The organism is Vibrio profundum, assembly GCF_050337555.1.
GTDB lineage: Bacteria > Pseudomonadota > Gammaproteobacteria > Enterobacterales > Vibrionaceae > Vibrio > Vibrio profundum.
Genome location: NZ_JAKJTA010000019.1, coordinates 25,114 through 46,307, shown reverse-complemented (window position 1 = coordinate 46,307; position 21,194 = coordinate 25,114). Strand labels below are relative to the sequence as shown.

Here is a 21,194-nt window from a genome sequence, read left to right as displayed (position 1 = left end):
CAATTGGTGATCCGCTGGCCAGATAACGGCACAACTTGGTGTTGTGCCGGATGAACACGAGCTAGCTATTCTTTGGTAATGTCGGCGCCAAACCATTTGGTTGAAATTTTCGCCAGCGTACCATCATCTCGCATGGCTTTAATTGCTTGGTTGACTTGGTCACGCAGCATTTTGCCTTTTTTGTTATCAACAAATGGCCAAGCATTTTCAATGGTGGCAAATGGCTTGCCCGCGAGCTGGAAGGGTAAACCGGTTTTTTTGATCAGCTGCACCACAGATAAGCGATCCATGACAAAGGCATCAGCGCGGCCCAATAACACATCTTGCTCGATACCTGTGTCGTAGGTCTTAATATTAATTTTGCCGTCTTTATCATGTTGTTTAAGCAGTTGTTCAAAGTTGGACCCTAAGTTAACCGCCACAGTTTTACCGGCCAGTGATGACAATCCGGTGATTTGGTCGTTGCCTTTTTTTACCGCAATTTGTGCGCCATCGATAACGTAAGGGTCTGAAAATAAATACTTCGCTTTACGAGCGGGCGTCACGCTGATCTGATTGGAAATCGTGTCAATGTGCCCAGACTCAAGCAGACCGAATAAGCCTGAGAAGCTGGCAGTCACGAACTTGACGTTATAGTCGTTGCGTTTTCCTATTTCATTCCAGACATCTACCTCAAAGCCTTGCAGTTTATCTTGCTTAACAAAGGTAAATGGGAAGTAACGACCCGACATGCCAACTTTGACCTCAGTCGCGGCCTGCGCGGTAGCGGTAGACAGTGCTATTACCGCTATGATAGTTCGTAGCCAGTGTTTCATATTATTACTCCTCAAAACGTGAGCAGTTGATACTACATTTATCTTGACTCACAGGATAAATAATCAAGAGGTATATTGTAGAGCAAGAAAGAATAAGGACTCTGAATGAAAGGGTAGTTCATTTTCGTTCGCGCTAACGACAAATAAGTACGAGATATGCACAGAAGATCCGTTTAGAGATATCAGTCATCCACACAGTTATCACCAATAGTACGATCAGGCGATCCACCGATTAATCAGTCTAACTGTGGATCAATATGTGAGTAAACTCGGGGTGAATTGTGGGGATCTAGCAAAATACCCGTAAAAATTGTGAATAAGTTAGATCTTATTCACCGCTGGACCGATCATTTGCTGGCGATCTTGTTTATCAACAGGTAAAATTGTCTGTCTTTCCTGATCATTTTTTCTCGTGGGGTCACCGTGTCATCTTCGCTTTGGTTGCAATGTTTGCAACAACTTCAAGAAGAGCTACCAGCTACAGAATTCAGTATGTGGCTTCGTCCGTTACAAGCGGAGATTAATGACAATACACTGACGTTATTTGCACCTAACCGTTTCGTGCTTGATTGGGTTCGTGATAAATACATCAACAGTATTAATCGATTACTACAAGAGTACTGTGGTAATGATATTCCCAACCTACGTTTTGAAGTTGGCAGCCGGAAGATTAGTGTGCCTAAACCTGCAGCCCCTACGAGAACCAAAGCAGATTTGGCGGCAGAATCATCCGCACCGGCTCAGTTACAAAAAACATGGGACGATGAGGCGAGTGTGATCGCTAATATTAATCATCGTTCGAATGTGAACCCAAAACACAAATTCACCAATTTTGTTGAAGGTAAGTCGAACCAATTAGGTTTGGCCGCGGCTCGACAAGTGTCGGGCAACCCTGGCGCCGCTTATAACCCTTTGTTTCTTTACGGTGGAACTGGCCTAGGCAAAACGCATTTGTTGCATGCGGTCGGCAATGCGATTGTGGAAAACAAGCCCAATGCCAAAGTGGTGTACATGCACTCTGAACGTTTTGTGCAAGATATGGTGAAAGCGCTACAAAATAATGCGATCGAAGAGTTCAAACGTTACTATCGCAGTGTAGACGCCTTGCTTATCGATGATATTCAATTTTTTGCCAACAAAGAACGCTCTCAAGAAGAATTCTTCCATACCTTTAATGCGTTACTCGAAGGCAACCAGCAAATCATCCTAACGTCAGATCGCTATCCAAAAGAGATCAACGGAGTAGAAGACCGATTAAAGTCCCGCTTTGGCTGGGGGCTGACTGTCGCTATTGAGCCTCCTGAGTTGGAAACTCGAGTGGCGATTTTGATGAAAAAAGCGGAAGACCACCAGATTAACCTTGCTGATGAGGTCGCCTTTTTTATTGCTAAGCGCTTACGCTCAAATGTGCGTGAATTGGAAGGCGCATTGAATCGTGTGATTGCCAATGCCAATTTTACTGGGCGACCGATCACGATAGATTTTGTGCGCGAAGCACTACGAGACTTGCTTGCCCTGCAAGAAAAACTGGTGACGATTGATAATATTCAGAAAACTGTCGCTGAATATTATAAAATCAAGATGGCAGATTTGTTGTCGAAGCGTCGCTCACGCTCTGTTGCGCGTCCACGTCAGCTTGCGATGGCTCTATCGAAGGAATTGACTAACCACAGCTTACCAGAAATCGGTGACGCATTTGGTGGTCGAGACCATACTACGGTACTGCATGCCTGCCGTAAAATAGAGCAACTCAAAGAAGAAAGTCATGACATCAAAGAAGATTATTCCAATTTGATTCGGACACTTTCGTCTTAACCAGACCCAGCCCATCACCAATATTGATTAAGAGTAAACTATGAAATTTACCGTAGAGCGTCGTTATCTGATTAAGCCGCTACAGCAAGTTTCGGGCGCCTTAGGCGGCAGACCGACGTTACCTATTTTGGCTAACTTATTGCTGAGTGTTTCTGACGGCGTCTTGTCGATGACGGCTACCGATTTAGAAATTGAATTGATCAGTCGCGTGAATCTGCAAGATGAATTTGAGGCTGGCAGTATTACGGTACCTTCACGCAAGTTTTTAGATATTTGTCGCGGTTTGCCCGACGATGCCGTTATTACTTTTGTATTGCAAGGCGATCGGGTTCAAGTGCGCTCTGGCCGCAGCCGTTTTTCTTTGGCAACGTTACCCGCCAACGATTTCCCTAATATCGAAGATTGGCACAATGAGTTAGAGATTTCTCTATCGCAACAAGATTTGCGTGGCGTAATAGAAAAAACCCAATTCTCGATGGCCAATCAAGATGTTCGTTATTACCTCAATGGTTTGCTGTTTGAGATAGAAGACAGCACGCTCAGAGCCGTAGCTACCGATGGCCACCGTATGGCTGTTGCACAAACTCAGCTCTCTGGTCAGTTCGAAAAAAAGCAGATTATTGTGCCGCGTAAAGGCGTACAAGAGCTGGTGAAGGTATTAGATTCGCCTGATCAAACCGTCGTGTTGCAGGTGGGAAGCGCAAATATCCGCGCTGAAGTGGATCAATTCGTATTTACTTCTAAGCTGGTGGATGGGCGCTTTCCTGATTATCGTCGAGTGGTGCCACAAAGTACTACTAAGACGCTGCTGGCGGGTTGCGATGAACTCAAACAAGCTTTTTCTCGCGCCGCAATTTTGTCGAATGAAAAGTTTCGTGGCGTACGAGTAAACTTGGAAGCGGGTGAAATGCGTATTACAGCCAGTAACCCAGAACAAGAAGAAGCTGAAGAATTGTTGGATGTCGACTTTCAAGGTGACGCTATAGAAATCGGTTTCAATGTTAGTTATGTGCTCGACATTCTAAATACACTTCGTTGCCAACAAGTGACGATTTCCATGTCGGAAGCCAATGCCAGTGCATTGCTGGAAGATGCGCAAGATGACACTGCCATGTATGTGGTGATGCCGATCCGCTTGTAGTTGCCTAGTTAACTTTATGCCCCTTACTCGCCTGGTCATCCAGCAGTTTCGCAATATCAAAGCCTGTGATATTCAACTATCATCAGGCTTTAACTTTCTTATTGGCCCCAATGGCAGTGGCAAAACCAGTTTACTAGAAGCGATTTATTTGCTCGGACATGGTCGCTCGTTTAAGAGCTCTCTGACAGGGCGAGTCATTCAAGACCAATGCGATCAACTGTTCGTCCATGGCCGTTTTTTGACCTCGGATCAGTTTGAGCTACCGATTGGCATTAATAAGCAGCGCGATGGCACGACAGAGGTTAAAATAGGAGGGCAAGCAGGACAGAAGCTTGCCAAGCTCGCCAATGTATTGCCACTGCAGTTGATTCACCCGGAAGGCTTTGATTTATTGACGGCAGGGCCCAAACCCCGGCGAGCATTTATCGATTGGGGTGTCTTTCATACTGAACCTGCCTTCTACGAGGCTTGGGGACGTTTTAAACGTTTAGCCAAACAGCGCAATGCACTATTGAAATCAACCAGAAGCTATCGAGAAATCAGCTATTGGGATCAAGAATTGTCCCGTTTAGCTGAAAATATTAGCGCCTGGCGTCAGCACTATATTGAGCAAGTTACAAAAACCGCGCAAAAACTATGCGGTGAATTTTTACCTGAGTTTGAGATTCAGTTGAAGTATTATCGAGGTTGGGACAAAGATAGCCCCTACCTAGATGTGTTGCAAAATAACTTTGAACGAGATGTTGCCTTAGGCTACACCTTTAGTGGCCCGAACAAGGCCGACTTAAAAATTAAAGTAAATGGCACGCCTGTGGAAGATGTCCTTTCACGCGGCCAATTAAAATTGATGGTGTGTGCTTTGCGCGTCGCGCAGGGGCAACACCTCACCGAAATGACGGGTAAGCAGTGCATCTATTTGATTGATGACTTTGCTTCCGAGTTAGATAGCCAACGTCGCCAACGTCTCGCAGATTGTTTAAAAGCGACGGGGGCTCAAGTTTTTGTAAGTTCTATTACCGATCGCCAGATTGCCGATATGCGTGGCGAGAATGGTAAAGTGTTCCATGTGGAACACGGCGCAATAGAGCAGGAATAAATAGAGAGTGACTCATGTCAGAAAATTACGATTCATCGAGTATTAAAGTGCTAAAAGGGCTGGATGCCGTACGTAAGCGTCCTGGGATGTACATCGGCGACACGGATGATGGTACTGGTTTACACCACATGGTCTTTGAGGTGGTGGATAACTCTATTGATGAAGCGCTGGCGGGTCATTGTAAAGATATTATCGTCACTATTCATGAAGATAGTTCAGTGTCGGTTAGCGATGATGGTCGCGGTATTCCTACTGAAATGCACCCAGAAGAGAAAGTGTCGGCGGCCGAGGTTATTATGACCGTGCTGCATGCGGGTGGTAAGTTTGACGATAACTCGTACAAAGTTTCCGGCGGATTGCACGGGGTTGGTGTTTCGGTAGTGAATGCTTTGTCTGAGAAAGTCGAGCTGACAATCAACCGCTCCGGCTCTATTCATACTCAAACTTATCGTCATGGCGAGCCTCAAGCGCCATTAGCTGCGGTTGGCGATACCGATAAAACAGGTACGAAACTTCGTTTCTGGCCAAGTGCTGATACCTTTACCAACATTGAGTTTCACTACGATATTTTAGCGAAACGCTTACGTGAACTGTCATTCCTAAACTCTGGCGTGTCGATCAAGCTTATTGATGAACGCGAAGAAGATAAAAGCGATCACTTTGAGTATGAAGGTGGCATTCAGGCATTTGTTGGCCATCTCAACACCAATAAAAATCCAATTCATGACAAAGTTTTTCATTTTGATTTTGAACGTGAAGATGGCATTTCTGTCGAAGTGGCGATGCAATGGAACGACGGTTTCCAAGAAAGCATTTACTGTTTCACCAATAACATTCCTCAACGTGATGGCGGGACTCATTTAGCGGGCTTTAGAGCCGCGTTGACTCGAACGATGAACACCTTCATGGATAAAGAAGGCTTTTCGAAAAAAGAGAAGACCTCAACTTCTGGTGATGACGCTCGTGAAGGGTTAACCGCCGTGGTGTCGGTGAAAGTGCCGGATCCAAAATTCTCAAGCCAAACCAAAGATAAGCTGGTTTCTTCTGAAGTGAAGTCTGCGGTTGAGTCTGTGATGGGTGAAAAACTATCTGAGTTTCTCGCTGAGAACCCGAATGAAGCCAAAATGGTGTGTTCGAAGATCATCGATGCGGCTCGCGCTCGTGAAGCGGCGCGTAAAGCCCGTGAGATGACACGTCGTAAAGGCGCGCTGGATTTAGCTGGCCTACCGGGTAAGTTGGCGGATTGCCAAGAAAAAGATCCGGCTCTCTCTGAATTATACATTGTGGAGGGCGACTCTGCGGGCGGTTCAGCCAAGCAGGGGCGTAATCGTAAGAACCAAGCCATATTGCCACTTAAAGGTAAGATCCTTAACGTGGAGAAAGCGCGCTTTGATAAAATGTTGTCTTCGCAAGAGGTCGCGACACTGATTACCGCTTTAGGTTGTGGTATTGGCCGAGATGAATACAACCCAGATAAGTTGCGTTACCACAACATCATTATCATGACAGATGCGGATGTCGATGGATCTCACATCCGAACTCTGCTGCTAACGTTCTTCTACCGTCAAATGCCGGAGTTGATTGAACGTGGCTATATTTACATTGCCCAGCCACCTTTGTTCAAAGTGAAGAAAGGTAAACAAGAGCAATATATTAAAGATGAAGAGGCAATGGGCCAATATCAAGTGGCGCTGGCGTTAGATAATGCCGGGCTACATGTCAATGCTGAGGCACCATCATTAGGTGGTGAGGCGTTGGAAAGCTTGGTCCAACAATACAATGCTGGCATTAAGCTGGTTGAGCGTATGAGCCGACGTTATCCGCGTTCTTTGGTGCATGAACTCATCTATGTGCCGCGTTTGACTGCAGAACAATGCCAAGATGCGCAGAAAGTTGAGGCTTGGGGCAACCAATTGGTTGAGCAGCTAAATACCAAAGAAGTCGGTGCGAGCGAATATAGCTTTGAGATGGAGCAGCATGTCGAACTTGGCTTGAACTTGCCGAAAGTAAATGTGCGTACACACGGTGTGAACCATGAGCATGTGTTGAGCATTGATTTCGTCGGTTCTAAAGAATACGGAAAACTGGCTAGTTTGTCTGAAGCGCTACATGGTTTAATTGAAGACGGGGCTTACATTAAACGTGGTGAGCGCCGCCAGCCAGTGAACGGCTTTGCAGAAGCATTAGAGTGGCTTATCAAAGAATCACGTCGTGGCCTTAGTTTACAGCGCTACAAAGGTTTGGGTGAAATGAACCCAGATCAGTTATGGGAAACCACGATGGACCCAGACACACGTCGCATGATGCAAGTGACCATTGAAGATGCCGTTGGCGCTGACCAATTGTTCACCACTTTAATGGGCGACCAAGTTGAACCGCGTCGTAACTTCATTGAGCAAAATGCGTTGAAAGTGACCAACCTAGACGTCTAGTTACTGCTGATAAAATGGAAAACCCCGCTAAACACCACGAAGTGTTTAGCGGGGTTTTTGTTTTAATACTATGAAAAGTAACAGAAGATAAAATATTTTATCTTTTTCTCTTGAAACACTGCTACCTCGTCCTTATATCTAGTTATGAAGAGGATGCCGATAGGGCCTCTGCAACGCTTGTCCCGTATCACAGCGAGTTATTCCGCTGGCTACACAGGGAAAGCACACAACTTGAACTGAGATTCCCCATCATTTCCATGCGTATAGGCGCTATATGGAATGATCGTGAACTCTCTTAGCTTAACGCCGAATCATGTGCGTGAGCTAAGGCTATTGCTTCTTAAGAGGATAGTATTATGCGTAATTTAGACTTCACTCCTTTATACCGTAACGCGATTGGCTTCGACCGTTTGTTTAACCTAATGGAAAACAGCAACGCCAAAAACGCATCTGCCGGTTACCCTCCATACAATATCGAGCAGCAAGACGAGAACAAATACCGTATTACCATGGCGGTAGCGGGTTTTGCTGACGAACATTTGGATATCACGCAAAAAGAGAACATGCTGATTGTGCGTGGTGAGCGTCAAACTGAGCAAGAAAAAAATTATGTGTACCAAGGTATTGCTGAACGTGATTTTGAACGTAAATTCCAACTTGCGGACTACGTGAAAGTGATTGGCGCAGAGATGGAAAACGGTTTGTTGCATGTGGATTTAGAACGTGAAATCCCAGAATCCATGCAACCTCGTAAAATATCCATCAACGGTAAAAAATTAATCGAAAACGATTAATTTTCAAAAAACGGATAAAGGGCGCTCTATGCGCTCTTTTTGTTTTTTAGGGCTAGTGGTCGTGATGCTCAACAAGGTTTTTTTCAACAGCGGCCGAGTGATCGTGACCATCATTGGCATGGTGGCCTGACCCCGCCTTATACCAAACATTGGCTAGACGATACTTGCCACAGGAATTACATGTCAGAACTTGGCCTTGCTTTTGAATATACATCACTAACTCGTCTCGTTGCTCTGAGTTTTTTTTGCGTAGATCGATATGGAGATGGTCGTCCACCAAAACAAAGGGGCGATGTATCTCATGACCGGCAACCGTAAATTCTATGATATCGCCATTGAAAGTTAATCGACTTTTGGAATCATCGCCGAGATACATACCAGATAGAGAAGAGGGATCGCTACAACCGCTTAATACAATAAGCAGTGTGCCGACTCGAATAAGAGAGAGCAGTGGGTTCGTCATTTGTTTGCTATCTCCACTGTATTGTAGGGTATCCCTTACTCTAGTATAGCGGGTGAAGATAGCTCTGATCCGGTGCAGTGCGCCTCAATAGTTGGCTTCCAAGTCAGTTGTACTATATTGGAGGCAATTTTCTCTATATGCGTGGCTAGCCGTATGCTTTTTCAATCTCTTCGGCAATAATTTGAACGCCTTTGGACATCATTTCTTCTGATTGAACGTAGTTCATGCGGATACATTGACGGCCATGTGCCCAGTTTTGCTCTTGGCCAAAGAAGAAATATTCCCCAGGGACAATCAGCACACCACGCGCTTTTAAGCGCTGATAGAGCTCCATTGTGGTGATCGGCAATTCATCAAACCATAGCCATAGGAACATGGCTCCTTCAGGCTTATGAATTCGAAACCTCGGGTCGGGGATAGCATTTTGTAGCAAGTTCACCGCGAACTGAGATTTTTCTTTGTAATAGGGGCGGACGACTTGTTTGCTTAGCTTCAGTAGATCGCCACTTTCTATCATGCGATGAGCAATCGCAGGGCCAAGACTTCCCGGCGCTAAGCTGATAATACCATTTAAGTTAGTTAGCGCTTTAGTGATGGCTTCGTTGGCAATAATGATCCCACAGCGTAATCCAGGTAGCCCCAGTTTCGATAAACTTTTGCATAGGATGGTATTTTCATTCCAGAAAGGTTCGACGTCTTCAAAAATGATATTTGGGAATGGGACACCATAAGCATTATCAATGATCAGTGGAATGTTGTTGGCTCGAGCCAGCTGATCAAGCTTCTTAATTTCTTCGTTGGTTAGCACGTTGCCGGTGGGGTTCGTTGGCCGAGAAGCACAAATAGCCGCAATGGTCTCATCTACTTTAAGCTTTTCAAAATCAACATGGTATTTGAATAATCGCTGTTCAAGCAGCTCAATTTCTGGCTGGTACGACTCAAAGATGTCATCGTCGACACCGGCATCGGCATAACCGATATATTCTGGTGCAAGGGGCAGTAAGATTTTCTTGTGGCTGCCATCTAGCTGTTTGCCAGCAAGGAGGTTAAACAAATAAAAGAAACCGCTTTGGCTGCCATTGGTCAGAGTAATATTTTTGTCGCTGATATCCCAGCCATAGGTATCTTTAAGCAGAGTGGCTAGGGATTTTACGAATGCGTCTTTGCCTTGTGGCCCATCATAGTTGGTCATCGCGGAGACAAGCTCACCGCTTTTCAGCATTTCATCGGTGGTTTGATGAAAGTAATCGAGCATTTCGGGGATCGCGGCCGGATTTCCCCCACCAAGCATGATGGCACCAGGAGTGCGCAAGCCATCATTGAGATCATCCATGAGCTGGGTGATACCTGAGTATCGATTAAATTTTTCACCAAACTTTGAAAATTGCATTACGTAAAGTACCTAAGTTATGTGTATGCCTCTAATAAGTCGGTTCAACCGGACTCGATATTATCGTTAATCAACATACCTTAATGTATGGGTTGGTCAAAGTGCTATTTAGCTTGCGGGATCAAAAAAGCCCAGCTTAGTTACTGGGCTTAAAAAGTGTCGCTTACTGATTTTTAAGTCGTGGCGTTTATTTCTGCAGTAGAGAAATATCCGCGATTTCTAAGAATAAGTTGCGCAGTTTGTTTAACAGCGTGAGGCGATTACGCTTCAAAGCTTCGTCGTCGGCCATTACCATGACGTTGTCAAAGAACGCATCAACAGGCTCTCGCAAATCGGCTAACTTGCTCAGTGCTTGCTGGTAGTTACCCGTTGCAAACGCAGGCTCTAGCGCTTCAGTCATTACTTCAACATTTTCCGCCAGTGCTTTTTCTGCATCTTCTTGAAGAAGCGCGAGATCAATCTCTTGGGCTAATTCACCGTCAAACTTGGCTAAGATGTTGCCCACACGTTTGTTTGCGGCTGCCAGTGCTTCAGCTGCTTCTAATTCACGGAAGTGAGAAACGGCTTTCACGCGTTGGTCAAAATCAGCTGGTTTGGTTGGGCGACGGGCCAGTACCGCTTGGATGATATCAATGCTGAACCCAGCATCTTGATACCAAGCGCGGAAACGACCGAGCATGAACTCAATAACGTCAGTTTCAACCTTGTCGTTGGTGAGCTTGTCGCCTAGAAGCGCTTTCGCTTTCGCGATAAGGTCGGTCAAGTCTAGGTTGTAGCCGTTTTCAACGATGATACGTAGGACACCGAGTGATGCGCGGCGCAGAGCAAATGGGTCAGAGCCTTTTGGTGCTTGGCCAATACCAAAGATACCGACGATAGTGTCTAGTTTGTCGGCCATGGCAACGGCAGAAGAAATGCCGGTGCTTGGTAGATCATCGCCCGCGAAGCGAGGCATGTACTGCTCGTAAAGCGCTAAGGCAACTTGCTCATCTTCACCGTCGTGCGTGGCGTAATGCATTCCCATGACGCCTTGAGTATCGGTAAACTCGAATACCATAGAGGTCATTAGGTCACATTTAGCCAACAGGCCTGCACGCTTCGATTTTTCAACGTCGGCACTGATTTGGTCAGCGATGTAGCCAGCAAGTTCGGTGATGCGATCAGTTTTGTCTTTGATAGTACCCAGCTGCTTTTGGAAAATAGCTTGGTCGAGTTCAGGTAAACGGTCGATCAGAGGGCGCTTACGGTCTGTGTTGAAGAAGAACTCTGCATCCGCAAGACGTGGACGAACGACTTTTTCGTTACCTTCGATAACGTAGCGAGGTTCTTTAGACTCGATGTTAGATACGAAGATAAAGTTAGGCAGTAGTTTCTTGTTGTCGTCATAGACAGGGAAGTACTTTTGGTCACCTTTCATGGTGTAAACCAAAGCTTCAGAAGGTACTTTGAGGAACTCTTCTTCGAACTTCGCTGTTAATACCACGGGCCATTCAACCAAAGATGTCACTTCTTCAACAAGATCATCTTCTAGGTCAGCTTTACCGCCAACCGCTGCGGCTGCTTTTTTTGCATCGGCTAGGATGATGGCTTTACGGGCATCGTAATCGGCCATGACTTTGCCACGTTCCGCTAAGATTTCAGGGTATTGGTCAGCAGATTCAATAGTGAACTCTTGCTCACCCATGAAGCGGTGACCACGAATGGTACGGCCTGATGCAACGCCTAAGATTGAGCCTTCGATAAGTTCATCGCCGAGTAGGACAGTGAGTGTTTTTACTGGGCGGATAAATTGGATGTCCGAGTTGCCCCAGCGCATTGCTTTCGGGATTGGTAACCCTGCTAGCGCTTTGGCTGCGATATCCAATACTAATGCTTGAACGGGTTTGCCAGCCACTTCTTGTTTGAAAAGAAGCCACTCGCCTTTGTCGGTTTTTAGGCGGTCTGCTTGATCAACGGTAATGCCGTTGCCACGCGCCCAGCCTTGGGCAGCTTTGGTTGGGATGCCGTCAGCATCAAATGCGACAGAAACAGCCGGGCCGCGTTTTTCAACGATTTTATCGGCTTGGCCTTCTGCTAGGCTTGCGACTTTGAGGGCAAGGCGGCGAGGGGAGGCATACCATTTTACGCCTTCGTGAGAAAGCTCAGCGGCTTTCAGACCAGCTTCAAAATTGGCAGCAAAAGCTTCAGCTAGTGAACGCAGTGCTGTGGGTGGTAGCTCTTCCGTACCTAGCTCAATTAGAAAATTCTTCGCCATGATTACTTCTCCTCAACCTTTTTACACATAGGGAAGCCAAGTGCTTCACGTGACGCGTAGTACGCCTCGGCAACCGCTTTGGTTAGGTTGCGGATACGTAGGATGTAGCGCTGACGCTCCGTCACCGAAATGGCTTTACGGGCGTCAAGCAGGTTGAAGGCGTGACCAGCTTTTAAAATGCGCTCGTACGCAGGAAGTGGTAGCGGCTTTTCAAGAGCGAGCAACTCTTTACACTCTTTCTCACATTGGTCAAAGAATCCGAATAGGAAATCAACGTCGGCGTGCTCGAAGTTGTATGTTGATTGCTCAACTTCATTTTGGTGGAAAATATCGCCGTAAGTGATGATAGAACCGTCAGGTCCTACGTTCCAGACTAGGTCGTAAACGGAATCCACTTCTTGAATGTACATCGCTAGGCGCTCAATGCCGTAAGTGATCTCACCGGTGACGGGCTTACACTCAAGGCCGCCAACCTGTTGGAAATAGGTAAACTGAGTGATTTCCATGCCGTTTAGCCAAACTTCCCAGCCTAAACCCCATGCACCAAGCGTCGGGTTTTCCCAGTTATCTTCAACAAAGCGAATGTCGTGGACTAGCGGATCGACACCAAGAACTTCAAGGGACCCAAGGTACAACTCTTGAATATTGTCAGGAGACGGTTTCAGCGCCACCTGAAATTGGTAGTAGTGCTGTAGGCGGTTAGGGTTTTCACCATAACGGCCATCAGTCGGACGACGTGAAGGTTGTACGTAAGCGGTCGACATTGGCTCTGGGCCAAGCGCTCGTAGACATGTCATTGGATGAGAGGTGCCAGCACCGACTTCCATATCTAGTGGTTGAACAATAGTACAACCATTTTGAGCCCAATAATCCTGCAGCGCGAGGATCATTCCCTGGAAGGTTTTGATATCGTATTTTTGCATAGTCAGGTTCGCGCGATCTTGTTAAATTATTCGATAAATTAGCGGGTCAGTATAGCGATTTATCGCTTGGCCGAGTAGGGGTAATCTTGCTTATTTAATCGTCTCAGAGCAATTTTTCTGGAATTTGGCATCAAGATGAAATGTCGACCGCTAAGAAGACTTGCGAGCAGCCAGAATAGTCATTACAATTCGCCCGTCTTTGGGGAGTAGCTTACTTAACTTAACCCTATTAAGTTAAGTTTGTACGTCAACATACTTGGTGCACAATCACCATGGCGTACAAGACTAAAGCCTTTTAGTTTAGCAAGACCTTAGACAAACATCATGAACCAAGGTGGGGCATGGCGTTTGTCTATGGTTGAAATTCATCATCCCCGCCTTATTGAGTATAAATTGTGAGTGTATTAGCTGCCTCGATCACCAGTATCACTTTGGCTGAAATTGGCGATAAAACTCAGTTGTTATCTTTCCTGCTGGTAAGCCGTTACCGCAAGCCGATCCCAATCATCCTAGCGATTTTGTTGGCGACGGCTATCAATCATTTTGCATCGGCGTGGCTGGGTGTGATGTTGGCAGGTTGGTTATCCCCACAGGTTTTGAATTGGGTGGTAGTGGCAAGTTTAGTGTCGATGGCGGTGTGGATATTAGTGCCAGACAAATTAGATGACGACGACACTGTCCCCAATCGAGGGCCGTTTATGGCGAGCTTTATCGCGTTCTCATTGGCAGAGATTGGCGATAAAACGCAAGTCGCCACATCTATATTAGGCGCTCAATATAGTGACGCCGTTGGATGGGTGGTTCTGGGCACAACCATAGGTATGATGTTAGCCAACATCCCAGTGGTGCTTCTGGGGCAGTTTTCTGCGGACAAAATACCTATGGCGTTGGTTAGGAAACTGACCGCTTGTGTCTTTGTCGTCATGGCCGCCTTTGCGCTGGCGCGGATTTAGTCGCACAGACTTAGTGTTAGGCCATGCCTTTTTGGATTAAGAACAAATAAGGTAGGTCTTGAGTTTGCTCGGCAATGAGTTGGTGATCCATAAATCGGCAGAAACTTGGAATGTCTCGCGTGGTTGAAGGGTCGTCAGCTTGTACTAGCAATACTTCGCCCTCTTTCATCTTGCGAATGGTTTTTCGCACCATCATCACCGGTTCTGGGCAACGCAATCCTTGTGCATCAAGGGTATGGGTGGCGAGTTCAGAATTTAGTGTCATGGCGGTATCTACCTAGCTTTGCAATTGGAGGTTAGATAATACTTAGAGAAAAAAAATATTCAATAACCTCTTGGCAAAGCATCACTTTTCCTTTAATTTAATTAACAACCTGATAACAAGTGTATTGGTTGACGTGCAGGATCATTTGTTGTTTAGGGCGCAGAGTAATATAGCCAGTTGGTTATGTGTACCCTACGCTAGGTTGTTAGGCATTTGTAAGATTTCGTTCAGATATATTCCGACACTATCCCCAATTTCTTGGGCTTACCCGCTGACTAAGGCGGGATTTTTTTATCTATTAATCCGTGCCGCCCTCGAAAGGTTCACCGACCCTAGGTACACTTAACTCATAAAAGCCAACGGGAATAAGTGAATTGGAAATTGAGGAAGTGTACCGTCGCGATCTGAATTTACTGGTGGCGTTGCGCGTTTTAATTGAAGAATCCAGTGTGAGCAAGGCGGCGGCTAGGTTGCATTTAACGCAATCGGCGATGAGCCGGGTGTTGGGGCGATTGCGCGACATGCTTGATGATCCGCTATTTACCCGCCAAGGACAGCGCCTAATACCAACTGAAAAAGCGCTGGAAACTAATCGCATGTTTGCAGAGCCGCTGCAGGTGATGTGTCAAATGTTGTCGCAGCAGTCGTTTGAACCAAGTCAGTGTGATAAAACCTTTGTGGTAGCGACGACCGATTACGCGATGAAAGCGCTACTTCCTCATGCGTTACCGAAGATTTATCAACACGCTCCGCAAGTGGCGTTTGAATTTATCCCAGTACAACACGAGCGATTGACGGAGCAGTTGACGCACGATGGCGCAGATTTAGTCATTTGCCGACCAACGGTTCCATTAGCAGGGCTTCATAGTGAACGGTTAGGTGATGTAGGGGTCATGTGTTTGCTTGCTGCCAGCCACCCGTTAGCCGAGCAGAACCTAACTCTGGACGATTATCTTTTTTATCCGCATGCGATGATCGCAATTAGTGATGGCGTGAGGGCGTTAATCGAACAAGCATTGAGTCACCACCCTGCGCGCAAAGTCTCTCTGTCAGCATCCCATCTTGAAGTGGCCTTAGCACTGATTGACTCGATTCCATTGATCATCACAGTTCCTGCTGACTTAGCGTATTTAGTTGCTGCACGGCATAATATGGTCGTGAAACCCTTGCCGTTTTCATTTGCACCGTTTGAGTATTCGATGATTTGGCACCAGCGCAGTGAATATTCCAAATCTCAGCAATGGTTGCGAGATATGGTAAAAAAGCACTGCGGCGAAGCGCTGGACCACCCAAAAAGCAGTAAGGATGCAACATAATTCGGCTAGACCCTAGCCTAGCCGAAATGAAGCGTTAGAGTTTTATCACGACGCGGCCAGTGATTTTTCCGGCGATGATGTTATCGGCATATTCAGGTGCTTGCGCCAGTGTAATTTCAGTACACGCTTGCGCAAAGTAGCTCTCAGGCAATAGGTTGGCGAGTGATTGCCAAGCTTTTACTCGCTTATCTGTTGGGCATGACACTGAATCTACTCCTTGTAAGCGTACATTACGTAGAATGAAGGGCATAACAGAAGTCGGTAAGTCTGCGCCGCCAGCTAATCCACACGCCGCGACAGCGCCATTATAATCAATCTGTGCCAGAACTTTGGCGAGCATTTGGCTACCAACGGTGTCGATTGCCCCAGCCCATAGCTGCTTTTCTAACGGTTTCGCCGGTTGCGCGAATTCACTGCGTTCGATAACGCGTGAGGCACCAAGCTGTTTTAATAACGGCCCATTTGTTTCCACGCGGCCGGTAACCGCTGCGACACGATAACCAAGCTTAGCCAGTAGTGTGACGGCGACGGAGCCCACACCACCACTTGCACCCGTGACCAGTATTTCTCCTGAATCAGTTGTTACTCCGGCATCAATCAGCGCTTGTACACATAGCATGGCGGTAAACCCCGCAGTGCCAACCATCATGGCTTGTTTACTACTAAGCCCTTCTGGCAGAGGGACTAACCAATCAGCTTTCAAGCGTGCTTTTTGCGCCATGCCGCCCCAGTGTTTTTCGCCTACCCCCCAGCCGGTTAAAACGACTTGGTCACCAGTTTGGTAGCGTGCATCTTCTGAGCTGATGACTTTTCCCGCCAGATCGATCCCCGGCACCATAGGAAATTGACGAACGACTTTGCCTTTCCCTGTAATGGCCAGCCCATCTTTGTAATTGAGTGACGAGTAATCGACCTCGACCAACACTTCTCCGGCTGGCAACGCTGATTCGTCTAGCGCTTCAATGCTGGTGAGGGTCTGCTTATCTATTTGATTTAGAACTAAGGCTTGAAACATGTTTTTCTCCATGGGGCCGTTACGGAAGACGTACTCAGTGTAGGCCTTTCTTAGCTATGATAAAAATGAAACTTTATCATTAGTACTATGCGCTCTGTGCATGACTGGTATTTCTTTTGTCGGGTAGTGAGGGTTTGTTATTGTTGCTGTATGGAAACAGTATTTTGATTTAATGGCTATATATCAACACGACCATGTTCGACTATTATTCTCCCATCGCAACGACAGTCGTGTTGTTGCTCACTAAACAAGATATATTTGGAGCAAGTTATGAAAAAATTAGTCGTGATTACAGGTGCAAGTTCTGGTATCGGTGAAGCAATTGCACGTCGTCTAAGTGATGCGGGCCACCCGTTACTATTGTTAGCACGTCGCGTTGAGCGTTTAGAGGCACTGAAACTGCCAAACACATTATGCGAAAAAGTGGATGTGACGGACAAAGCGTCATTTGAAGCCGCGATTGCGAAAGCGGAAGAAGTGTATGGCCCAACAGATTGCATCGTTAACAACGCAGGTATGATGCTACTGAGCGAGCTAGACGTACAAGATGCGGCAGAATGGAAAACCATGTTCGATGTGAATGTGATTGGTTTGATGAACGGTATGCAAGCTGTGCTAGCGCCAATGAAAGCGCGTCAATCTGGCACTATTATTAACGTGAGCTCTATTGCTGGTCGTAAGACATTTCCTAACCACGCTGCTTACTGCGGAACTAAGTTTGCGGTACACGCAATTTCAGAAAACGTACGTGAAGAAGTGTCGGAGTCTAATGTTCGTGTGACGACCATTGCCCCAGGCGCTGTCGAAACAGAACTTCTGTCCCACACAACGTCAAACGATATCAAAGACGGTTATGAAGATTGGAAAGGGACCATGGGCGGCGCTCTGCAAGCGGATGACATTGCTCGCACCGTAGAGTTTGCTTACCAGCAGCCTCAAGGCGTGTGTATCCGTGAAATCGTGGTCGCGGCAACTCGTCAGCAACCTTAAGGTTTACTCTTAAAGAGCACCGACTCTTTGAGGTAACCACGACAGTTGCGCGGCTAGCCCGCGCAAAATAATCGGGGCGGTTTAACCTGAGCTAATGACTTTTAGTGTCTTATGATTTAGGTTAAGCCGCTCCGATTTTTTATTGTTGGCTATGAAAGAAAGAACTGATAAGACGGATTGTCGGTCTCATCTTTGTAATGGTAGCCAAGCTCTCTAACATGGCTGGAAAACTGGCCAAGATCTGATTCATCCAATTCAAAACCACATAGCACTCGACCATAATCGGCGCCGTGATTACGGTAGTTAAATAGGCTGATATTCCAGTGTGTGCCCAAGGTGCTGAGAAACTTGAGTAATGCGCCTGGGTATTCTGGAAACTCAAAGCTGTATAACCGTTCCTTGAGCGGCTTAGATGGTTTGCCGCCGATCATGTAACGAATGTGCAGTTTGGCCATTTCATCATCGGAGAGATCAACCACGGGATAGCCGCCATTACGTAAGTCTTGGATGATGCCATCGAGTTCTTCCTGACCGGATTGCAATCGAACCCCGACAAAAATATTGGCCAGTTTGTCATCGTTATAGCGATAGTTGAACTCGGTCACGGCTCGGCCACCGATTAAATGACAAAACTCAAAAAACGCCCCTTGTCTTTCCGGAATGGTCACGGCGAGTAAACCTTCTCGTTTCTCACCTAATTCACAACGTTCTGAGACATAACGTAAGCCGTGAAAATTGGTATTTGCGCCAGATAGCACAGTGGCTAATTGCTTGTCTTGCAGCTGGTGTTGCTCAACATATTTTTTCAACCCAGCCAAGGCCAGTGCGCCCGAAGGCTCGGCGATGGCGCGGGTGTCTTCAAATATATCTTTGACCGCCGCGCAAATTTCATCGCTGGATACGCAGACATGATCGTCAATATAGGCTTGGCATAAACGAAAGGTTTCATCACCAATACGTTTCACCGCGACGCCATCAGCAAACATGCTCACCTGATCCAGTACCACAGGCTCACCGACATCTAAGGCCGCTTTGAGGCAAGCTGAATCTTCAGGTTCGACCGCGATGACTTTGACTTCTGGCATTAATTGTTTGACCAATACTGACACGCCAGCGGCGAGACCGCCGCCGCCGACTGGCACAAAAATGCAATCGAGGTGGCCATTTTGTTGCAGCATTTCCATACCAATGGTGCCTTGCCCCGCAATGACCAATGGGTGGTCAAATGGCGGAACAAAGGTATAGCCGTGTGCCAACGATAGGCGCTCGGCTTCAGTTTTGGCTTCGTCAAAGTTATTGCCATGTAAGATAACTTGGCCGCCAAATCCTTTTACAGCCTCAACTTTTATCGCAGGGGTCGTTTTTGGCATCACGATAGTGGCTTTGATACCCAGTTTTTGTGCTGATAAAGCTAACCCTTGTGCGTGGTTTCCGGCTGACGCCGCGACAACCCCCGCATTTTTTTGCTCGGCCGTCAGGCTAGAGACCATCGCATACGCGCCGCGCAATTTAAAAGAATGCACTGGCTGTCGATCTTCTCGTTTGATTTGAACCTGATTGCCGATGCGTTCCGATAACCGCTCCATACCTTGCAGTGGCGTGACGGTGGCAACCTCATAAACGGGAGAGCGCAGAATTTGGCGCAGGTACTCTGCGCCAGTTTTATTGGTTAAGGTCATCGCTTAATCCTCAAACATCGATTTATCGCGAATGGCTCCTTTGTCCGCGCTGGTGGCCATACTGGCGTAAGCTTTAAGGGCTAACGACACTTGGCGCTGGCGATTAGCCGGCTTCCAACCGAGCGCATCACGTTTTTCACGTCGCGCCGCCAACTCGCTGTCGCCTACGTCGAGCGTAATAGAGCGACTTGGGATATTGATGCTGATGGTATCGCCCGATTCAACCAAACCTATAATTCCGCCATTGGCGGCTTCGGGTGATACATGGCCAATCGACAGGCCCGACGTGCCACCGGAGAAACGACCGTCAGTCAGTAGAGCACACTCTTTGCCAAGCCCCATCGATTTCAAATACGTGGTTGGGTAGAGCATTTCTTGCATACCCGGCCCACCTTTTGGACCTTCATAGCGAATGACGACGACATCGCCTGCTTTAACCTTACCACCTAAAATGCCGTCTACCGCGTCGTCTTGGCTTTCAAACACCACCGCAGGACCTTGGAAGATCAAGTTACTTTCATCAACCCCAGCGGTTTTGACGATGCAGCCATCAAGTGCGATATTGCCCTGCAAAACTGCGAGGCCGCCGTCTTGGCTGTAGGCATGTTCTTTGGTGCGAATACAGCCATTCACGCGGTCGTCATCGACTTCATCCCAGCGGCAGTCTTGCGAAAAGGCTTGTGTGGTGCGAATACCTGCAGGACCTGCGCGATAAAAATCAATCACTGCGCGGTCTTCCGTTTGCTTGATATCGTATTGGGTGAGCTGTTCTTCTAAGCTCAGCCCTAGTACGGTGCGAGTTTGGCTGTTGAGAAGACCAGCGCGATTGAGCTCGCCCAGAATACCAATGACACCGCCAGCACGGTGCACGTCTTCCATATGGTATTTCGGAGTGGAAGGAGCAACCTTACATAGATGGGGGATTTGGCGTGACATGCGGTCGATGTCCGTCATATCGAAATCAATGTCACCTTCTTGCGCGGCAGCCAGTAAGTGCAAAACGGTATTGGTTGAGCCGCCCATGGCGATGTCTAGCGCCATCGCATTTTCAAATGCCGCTTTGTTGGCAATGTTACGTGGCAGTGCGCTAGCATCATCTTGTTCATAGTAACGTTTGGTGAGTGCGACGATGCGTTTTCCCGCGTTGACGAATAAGTCTTTGCGATCGGCGTGAGTGGCGAGCATTGAGCCATTACCCGGCTGAGATAAGCCGAGCGCTTCGGTTAGGCAGTTCATCGAGTTGGCGGTAAACATTCCCGAGCATGAGCCACAAGTTGGACAGGCTGAGCGTTCCACTTGCTCACTTTGCTCGTCGGAGACGCTTGGGTCTGCGCCTTGCATCATGGCATCCACCAAGTCGAGTTTGATCAGTTGATCAGACAACTTGGTTTTTCCGGCTTCCATTGGGCCACCGGAAACAAAGATGACCGGAATGTTGAGGCGCATAGACGCCATCAGCATTCCCGGCGTGATTTTGTCGCAGTTTGAGATACACACCATTGCGTCCGCGCAGTGAGCATTAACCATATATTCAACTGAATCGGCGATAAGCTCGCGAGAGGGTAGGGAATACAGCATGCCCCCATGACCCATTGCGATACCATCGTCGACAGCAATGGTATTAAACTCTTTGGCAATTCCGCCCGCACTCTCAATTTCTCTTGCGACCAGTTGACCGAGATCTTTTAGGTGAACGTGGCCTGGAACAAATTGAGTGAACGAATTCACTACTGCAATGATCGGCTTTCCAAAATCTTCATCTTTCACGCCAGTGGCGCGCCATAGAGCGCGCGCACCAGCCATATTGCGACCGTGAGTAGTTGTGGCTGAACGATAGCTTGGCATGTGTTATT

Annotated in this window: 17 protein-coding genes and 1 riboswitch; of the genes, 8 read left to right on the top strand and 9 right to left on the bottom strand. The window is 47.2% G+C overall.

What is annotated here, in order from left to right; genetic code table 11:
• Nucleotides 1-65: 65 nt before the first annotated feature.
• Entirely contained in the window at nt 66-815 is a 750-nt protein-coding gene (locus L4C34_RS16545) for an amino acid ABC transporter substrate-binding protein (RefSeq protein ID WP_428790450.1), read from the bottom strand.
• 423 nt (nt 816-1,238) lie between these two features.
• Here L4C34_RS16545 and dnaA point away from each other — a divergent pair, with 423 nt between their 5' ends.
• The 5 genes from dnaA (at nt 1,239) to L4C34_RS16520 (ending at nt 8,093) form a co-directional block, all read left to right on the top strand.
• On the top strand, nt 1,239-2,630 hold the full coding sequence (gene dnaA / locus L4C34_RS16540; protein WP_428790449.1) for a chromosomal replication initiator protein DnaA: 1,392 nt from the start codon (nt 1,239-1,241) through the stop codon (nt 2,628-2,630).
• Between the two features lie 40 nt (nt 2,631-2,670).
• Nucleotides 2,671-3,771, top strand: coding sequence for a DNA polymerase III subunit beta (dnaN, locus tag L4C34_RS16535; RefSeq protein WP_428790448.1), 1,101 nt, complete (start codon nt 2,671-2,673; stop codon nt 3,769-3,771).
• A gap of 16 nt (nt 3,772-3,787) precedes the next feature.
• Nucleotides 3,788-4,867, top strand: coding sequence for a DNA replication/repair protein RecF (gene recF, locus L4C34_RS16530; RefSeq protein ID WP_428790447.1), 1,080 nt, complete (start codon nt 3,788-3,790; stop codon nt 4,865-4,867).
• A gap of 14 nt (nt 4,868-4,881) precedes the next feature.
• Complete coding sequence (gene gyrB, locus L4C34_RS16525) at nt 4,882-7,299, top strand: DNA topoisomerase (ATP-hydrolyzing) subunit B (protein WP_428790446.1); 2,418 nt, start codon at nt 4,882-4,884, stop codon at nt 7,297-7,299.
• A 356-nt stretch (nt 7,300-7,655) separates the two neighbouring features.
• Nucleotides 7,656-8,093: an Hsp20 family protein gene (locus tag L4C34_RS16520; RefSeq protein ID WP_428790445.1), complete on the top strand. Its 438-nt coding sequence runs from the start codon at nt 7,656-7,658 to the stop codon at nt 8,091-8,093.
• 52 nt (nt 8,094-8,145) lie between these two features.
• On the opposite strand, the gene L4C34_RS16515 is transcribed toward L4C34_RS16520, so the two are convergent.
• The 4 genes from L4C34_RS16515 to glyQ all read right to left on the bottom strand — a co-directional run bounded on the left by L4C34_RS16515 (nt 8,146) and on the right by glyQ (nt 13,123).
• Nucleotides 8,146-8,556: a hypothetical protein gene (locus L4C34_RS16515; protein ID WP_428790444.1), complete on the bottom strand. Its 411-nt coding sequence runs from the start codon at nt 8,554-8,556 to the stop codon at nt 8,146-8,148.
• Between the two features lie 145 nt (nt 8,557-8,701).
• A complete protein-coding gene (locus L4C34_RS16510; RefSeq protein ID WP_428790443.1) occupies nt 8,702-9,946 on the bottom strand; it encodes a valine--pyruvate transaminase in 1,245 nt (414 codons plus the stop codon).
• A gap of 187 nt (nt 9,947-10,133) precedes the next feature.
• Nucleotides 10,134-12,200 (bottom strand): glycine--tRNA ligase subunit beta, encoded by a 2,067-nt coding sequence (glyS, locus tag L4C34_RS16505; protein ID WP_428790442.1) that lies wholly within the window; start codon nt 12,198-12,200, stop codon nt 10,134-10,136.
• A 2-nt stretch (nt 12,201-12,202) separates the two neighbouring features.
• On the bottom strand, nt 12,203-13,123 hold the full coding sequence (gene glyQ, locus L4C34_RS16500) for a glycine--tRNA ligase subunit alpha (RefSeq protein WP_428790441.1): 921 nt from the start codon (nt 13,121-13,123) through the stop codon (nt 12,203-12,205).
• A gap of 189 nt (nt 13,124-13,312) precedes the next feature.
• Nucleotides 13,313-13,425: riboswitch (yybP-ykoY riboswitch) on the top strand.
• Between the two features lie 93 nt (nt 13,426-13,518).
• On the opposite strand from glyQ, the gene L4C34_RS16495 reads away from it, so the two are divergent.
• Entirely contained in the window at nt 13,519-14,076 is a 558-nt protein-coding gene (locus L4C34_RS16495; protein ID WP_428790440.1) for a TMEM165/GDT1 family protein, read from the top strand.
• A gap of 16 nt (nt 14,077-14,092) precedes the next feature.
• On the opposite strand, the gene tusA is transcribed toward L4C34_RS16495, so the two are convergent.
• Nucleotides 14,093-14,341 carry a sulfurtransferase TusA gene (gene tusA, locus L4C34_RS16490; RefSeq protein ID WP_428790439.1) on the bottom strand — a complete coding sequence of 83 codons (249 nt, stop codon included), beginning with the start codon at nt 14,339-14,341 and terminating at the stop codon, nt 14,093-14,095.
• 374 nt (nt 14,342-14,715) lie between these two features.
• Between tusA and L4C34_RS16485 the strand changes: the two genes are divergently transcribed.
• A complete protein-coding gene (locus tag L4C34_RS16485) occupies nt 14,716-15,657 on the top strand; it encodes a LysR family transcriptional regulator (protein WP_428790438.1) in 942 nt (313 codons plus the stop codon).
• Nucleotides 15,658-15,691: 34 nt separating this feature from the next.
• Here L4C34_RS16485 and acuI read toward each other — a convergent pair whose 3' ends face one another.
• Nucleotides 15,692-16,672 (bottom strand): acrylyl-CoA reductase (NADPH), encoded by a 981-nt coding sequence (acuI, locus tag L4C34_RS16480; protein ID WP_428790437.1) that lies wholly within the window; start codon nt 16,670-16,672, stop codon nt 15,692-15,694.
• Between the two features lie 270 nt (nt 16,673-16,942).
• Between acuI and L4C34_RS16475 the strand changes: the two genes are divergently transcribed.
• A complete protein-coding gene (locus tag L4C34_RS16475; RefSeq protein ID WP_428790436.1) occupies nt 16,943-17,662 on the top strand; it encodes an SDR family oxidoreductase in 720 nt (239 codons plus the stop codon).
• Between the two features lie 149 nt (nt 17,663-17,811).
• On the opposite strand, the gene ilvA is transcribed toward L4C34_RS16475, so the two are convergent.
• The gene (gene ilvA / locus L4C34_RS16470) at nt 17,812-19,341 is read right to left on the bottom strand and encodes a threonine ammonia-lyase, biosynthetic (protein WP_428790435.1); all 1,530 of its coding nucleotides are present in this window, start codon (nt 19,339-19,341) and stop codon (nt 17,812-17,814) included.
• 3 nt (nt 19,342-19,344) lie between these two features.
• Nucleotides 19,345-21,186 (bottom strand): dihydroxy-acid dehydratase, encoded by a 1,842-nt coding sequence (gene ilvD, locus L4C34_RS16465; RefSeq protein WP_428790434.1) that lies wholly within the window; start codon nt 21,184-21,186, stop codon nt 19,345-19,347.
• Between the last annotated feature and the right edge of the window lie 8 nt (nt 21,187-21,194).